The sequence below is a fragment of the Erwinia mallotivora genome, from assembly GCF_000590885.1.
Lineage (GTDB): Bacteria > Pseudomonadota > Gammaproteobacteria > Enterobacterales > Enterobacteriaceae > Erwinia > Erwinia mallotivora.
Genome location: NZ_JFHN01000032.1, coordinates 1 through 4,571 on the forward strand (window position 1 = coordinate 1; position 4,571 = coordinate 4,571).

Below are 4,571 nucleotides of genomic sequence, written 5' to 3' on the forward strand. Positions count from 1 at the left end.
GGCTTCCCGCCAGTAGCGCTGACGGGCGAACGGATAGAGCGGGGCGTGGCATTTTCGCCCGCCAGCAGGCAGCAGCGCTGCCCAGGGCAGTGAGACGCCGGCGGTAAACAGCGACATCACCGCCTGACGCAGCAGGGCTGGCGCAGGCTGATGACGCCTGGCGCTGGCGATCCAGCACGCCGCCTCCGGCAGTTCCCGCTGGCCGATGCCGCTCAGCGAGGCATCCGGTCCCATTTCCACAAACAGCGTTGCGCCGTCGGCCACCGCCCCGCGCAGGCACTGAATAAAGCGCACCGGGTTGCGCATGTGCCGCCGCCAGAAGGTGGGATGATTCAATTCTGCCGCAGAGACGGTCGCCCCGGTCAGCCCGGAGATCAGCGGCAGCCTGCCTTCCTGCGCCTGTAACGCCAGGCAGGCCTGCTGAAATTCGTCGAGGATCGGATCGAGCATTCGCGAATGCGCCGCGCCGGTGACCTGTAAGCGCTGGCTGCGGATACCCGATTGTTCGAGCGTGGCGGCCATCTGTTGCACCGCCGCCTGCGCGCCGGAGAAGACCAGATGGCGTTCGCCGTTACAGACCGCAAGATCGAGGCCCAGCTGCTGTGCCAGCGGCAGGGTTTCTGCCTCGCTGGCGAACACTGCCAGCATCGCTCCGCCCGTGCAGCGGTCCATCAGCGTGCCGCGCAGACGCACCAGCGGCAGGATCTGCTCAGCCGAATAGTGCCCGGCCACCACGGCGGCGGCGAATTCGCCCACCGAATGACCACTGACCAGATCGGGCAGCAGGCCGTGAGCCTGCCAGTGGGCCGCCATCGCCAGTTCGAATGCCACAATAGCGGGCTGCACCAGCGCCATCTCACTGAAGGCAGCGCCGTCGAGCAATGCGCTGCGCAGCCTGTGCTGATAGTCGCCGTCGCTGTCGAACACCGCCAGACAGCGGTCGAGCGCCGCCGCAAAGGCGGGCGAATGCGCATAGCCGCTCTGTGCCATCGCGGGCCACTGCGATCCCTGGCCGGTAAACAGCCACACCTGTTTGCCCGGCGCACCCTGGCCGCACTGCACCAGGATCTCCTCCTCACCGGCGGCGAAAGCCGCCAGCGCATCGGCTGATTCCGCACACACCGGCACCGCCAGCCGCCAGTTCAGATCGACCGCCCTGCCGTGCAGCGCGGTATGTACCACATCAACGACAGGCTGCTGTTGCAGCGCCCGGGCATAGTCTGCCGCCAGCTGACGCAATGCCGCTTCGCTGTCGGCACTGAGTAACAGCGCGCTGTCCTGCGGCGGCGGGGCATTTTCCGCATGCTGACGCAGTGCGCCGGGCAGTGATGACACCACCATATGGCAATTAGTGCCGCCAATGCCGAAAGAGGAGACGCCCGCCATGCGCACCGCATCGTCCCAGCGCCGGGCCTCGGTCGGCACAAAAAATGGCCCCTGTTCCAGATGCAGCGCCGGATTGGCCGTGCTGAAATGAATACTCGGCGGGATGGTGCCGTGGCTGACCGCCAGCACCGCCTTGAGGAAGCTGGCAATCCCGGCGGCGGTGTCCAGATGACCAAGATTGCTTTTGACCGAACCCAGCGCGCAGGCCGGTCCTTCACCGGCGGCATGAAACACGCCATGCAGTGCCTGTAACTCAATGGGATCGCCCAGCGGCGTGGCGGTGCCGTGGGCTTCCACCATGCCGATCTGCTGGCTGGTGACCCCCGCCAGACTCCAGGCATCGGCGATCACTTCACGCTGACCGGCCACTGACGGCGCGGTGTAGCCCACTTTCTGACTGCCATCGTTATTCACCGCGCTGCCGGACACCACCGCAACAATGGGATCGCCATCGCGCAGCGCATCGGCCAGACGGCGCAGCACCACGGCGGCGACGCCGTTACCGGCAAAGGTGCCCTGTGCATCGGCATCAAAGGGACGGCACTGCCCGTCCGGCGAGAAGATCATTCCCTGCTGCCAGAGATAACCCCCAATCTGCGGGAAGGAGACGGCGACGCCACCGGCAATCGCCATGTCGCACTCACCGGCACGCAGGCTCTCACAGGCCATGTGGATCGCCACCAGCGAGCTGGAGCAGGCGGTCTGCACGCTAATCGCCGGACCGCGCAGGTCCAGCTTGTGCGCCACCCTGGTGGCGACGTAATCCTTGTCGTTGCCCATCAGCGATTGCAGGCTACGCACATGCGCCACCTCCGCCAGTTTAAGCGGCTCCCGGCCGGGATAGGTGCTGATGCGTGAGGCGGCAAACACCCCGGTCTTCTGCGTCACCGACCCCGGCGCGTAGCCTGCGTGCTCCAGCGCATGCCAGGCAATTTGCAGGAACAGCCGCTGCTGCGGGTCAATCAGTTCGGCCTCCTGACGGGAGTAGCCAAAAAGTTCGGCGTCGAACATCTCTGCGTCTTCCAGCACGGTGCCCCATGGCACCCACGCCGGATCGTCAATCAGCGCCGCTGGCGTCCCGGCCTCCAGCAGCTGCTGACGGGAAAAGTGCCGGTTGCAGGCGCGTCCGGCCAGCAGATTTGCCCAGAAGGCATCGCTGTTACCGGCTTCAGGAAAGCGACAGGCGTGGCCGATAACCGCCAGCGGTTCACTGTCGGGATAGTAATGATGCAACAGCTGTTCAGGTGTCATAATGTGCTCCGACGACGGCGTTCTGCCCGGACTTTACGCTGCGCCAGCAGATCGCGGCGCGTCTCATTGAGTGGATCGGTACTGGCCGCCTGAGCGGCGATGCCATGCAGATGGCGGGCCAGCGCCTGCGGTGTGGGATGGGCGAACAGGTCGGTGACCTGTAACGCGCTGTGGCCCTGCTGCGTCAGGTGAAGATGCAGCCGCACCAGATTCAGCGAGCTGGCCCCGGCATCGAAAAATGACTGTGCGGGCTGCACCGGCTGCCCGACCACCTGCTGAAAATGGCCGCACAGCTGGCGAACCAGCGCGCTATCCGGCTGGGCAGGCGCGGCGGCGGACTGGCCGTCGGCAGGCAGGCTGTGCCTGACCGGCACAGGCTGCGCCTGCGGCACAGCGTCGGTGATTGCCGGAACCAGCTGATGCAGGGAGAGTGACCAGGCGCATTCATCCTGCGCCAGCCGTTGCAGCAGGGTGAGATAACGCTCAAACACCGCGCCGATCTGCTCAGGGGCAAACAGTTGCTGCACATAGTCCCAGTTAAAGCGCAGCTCGCCTTCCGATTCATACACCTGATGGTCAAGCCACACCTGCGGCGTCTGCGATATCCCCCAGCCGGACTGCATCCAGCCGCTTTCCGCCAGGAAACGATGCTGGTCAAAACCCAGCGCGCTGGTAAATACCACCGGCATCGCGGTCGCTACCTCGCCGTGGCGTTGCGCCAGCTGACGCATCACCTGAATGGCGCTGACTTCGCGGTGCAGCAGATCCTGCCGCAGGCGCTGTTGCAAGCGGTGAGCACTGCCACGCCAGTCCGGCTGTGGCTGCCAGGCCAGCAGCAGCAGCGAGGTGAAATCGCCCAGCACCTGTTCGATTTGCGGGTGCAGCGGCTGGCGGTCAAACAGCGTCAGGTTGACCGAGAGCGCGGGCTGGCGGGCCCAGGCAGAGAGAATGGCGCACCAGGCCGACAGCAGTAATGCCGATGGCGTCAGCCCCTCATCGCGGGCGCGGGTTTTCAGCGCCCGCCACTGGTCGGCGGCAAGACGGCCTGACAGACGGCAGAAGTGCGGGACGCCGATCTGCGCCGGGGAGTCCGTCAGCGGCAGGCGCGGCGCGGGCGGCAGAGTGTCCAGCCGACGCTGCCAGTAAGCCTGCGAGAGCGGATTTGCCTCGCGCTGGCGCAGATGCTGCTGATAGTCGCGAAAGCCCACTTCCAGCGCGGGCAGGGGCTGCTGAGGCTGGAGATAAAGGCTCTCCAGCTCCGCCAGCAGGATCTGCATACTCAGTCCGTCAAGCAGCAGATTATCGAGACAGATCCACAGGCGCGCCTCGCCGCCATCGCTCACCTGCGCGGCCTGGATGTCAAACACCGGCCAGCGGGTGGGGTCCAGCACCTGACGGGACAGCCGCTCACGCAGGGCCAGCGTGGCGGGGCCGTTTAAATCGTCGGGCCGATGGCAGGGCAACACAAACGGCGGCACGTCGCGCAGCACCTGCTGCATGTCGCCAGCGATCACCGTGCGCAGAGCATCATGACGGGCCACCAGCCGGTTAATCGCCTGCTCAAACCGTGCCACATCCAGCGAGGCCACGCTGAACTCAACGAAGAAATGCGATCCCACGCCGCCCAGGGTGAAACCGGGCTGTCGGCCCACCAGATAGGCCTGCTGTACTGCGGTCAGCGGGAAAGGGCGGTAACGACCGTCGGCATCATGAGGCAGTGTTTCCGCCTGAGCGCCCTGCTGACGACTGACGGTGGCGGCAAATGCCGACAGCGTCGGGAAATCGAACAGGTCGCCCAGCGTCGCCTGCCAGCCGGCCCGGCTCAGTTCACCGGTCAGACGGGTAGCCAGCAGGCTGTCGCCGCCCAGCCGGAAGAAGTGGCTGTCGCGCCAGATATCGTTGCTCGCCAGCAGTTGCCGCCACACGGCGGCCAC

General features: G+C 65.9%; 1 protein-coding gene and 1 pseudogene. Both read right to left on the reverse strand.

Features of this window, described 5'->3' with window-relative positions; genetic code table 11:
• Positions 1-2,637, reverse strand: a 2,637-nt coding sequence (locus BG55_RS05835) for a type I polyketide synthase (protein ID WP_152542650.1), incomplete at its 3' end; no start/stop codon positions are given.
• A 119-nt stretch (positions 2,638-2,756) separates the two neighbouring features.
• Positions 2,757-4,571, reverse strand: a pseudogene (locus BG55_RS05840) (condensation domain-containing protein); the annotation flags it as partial.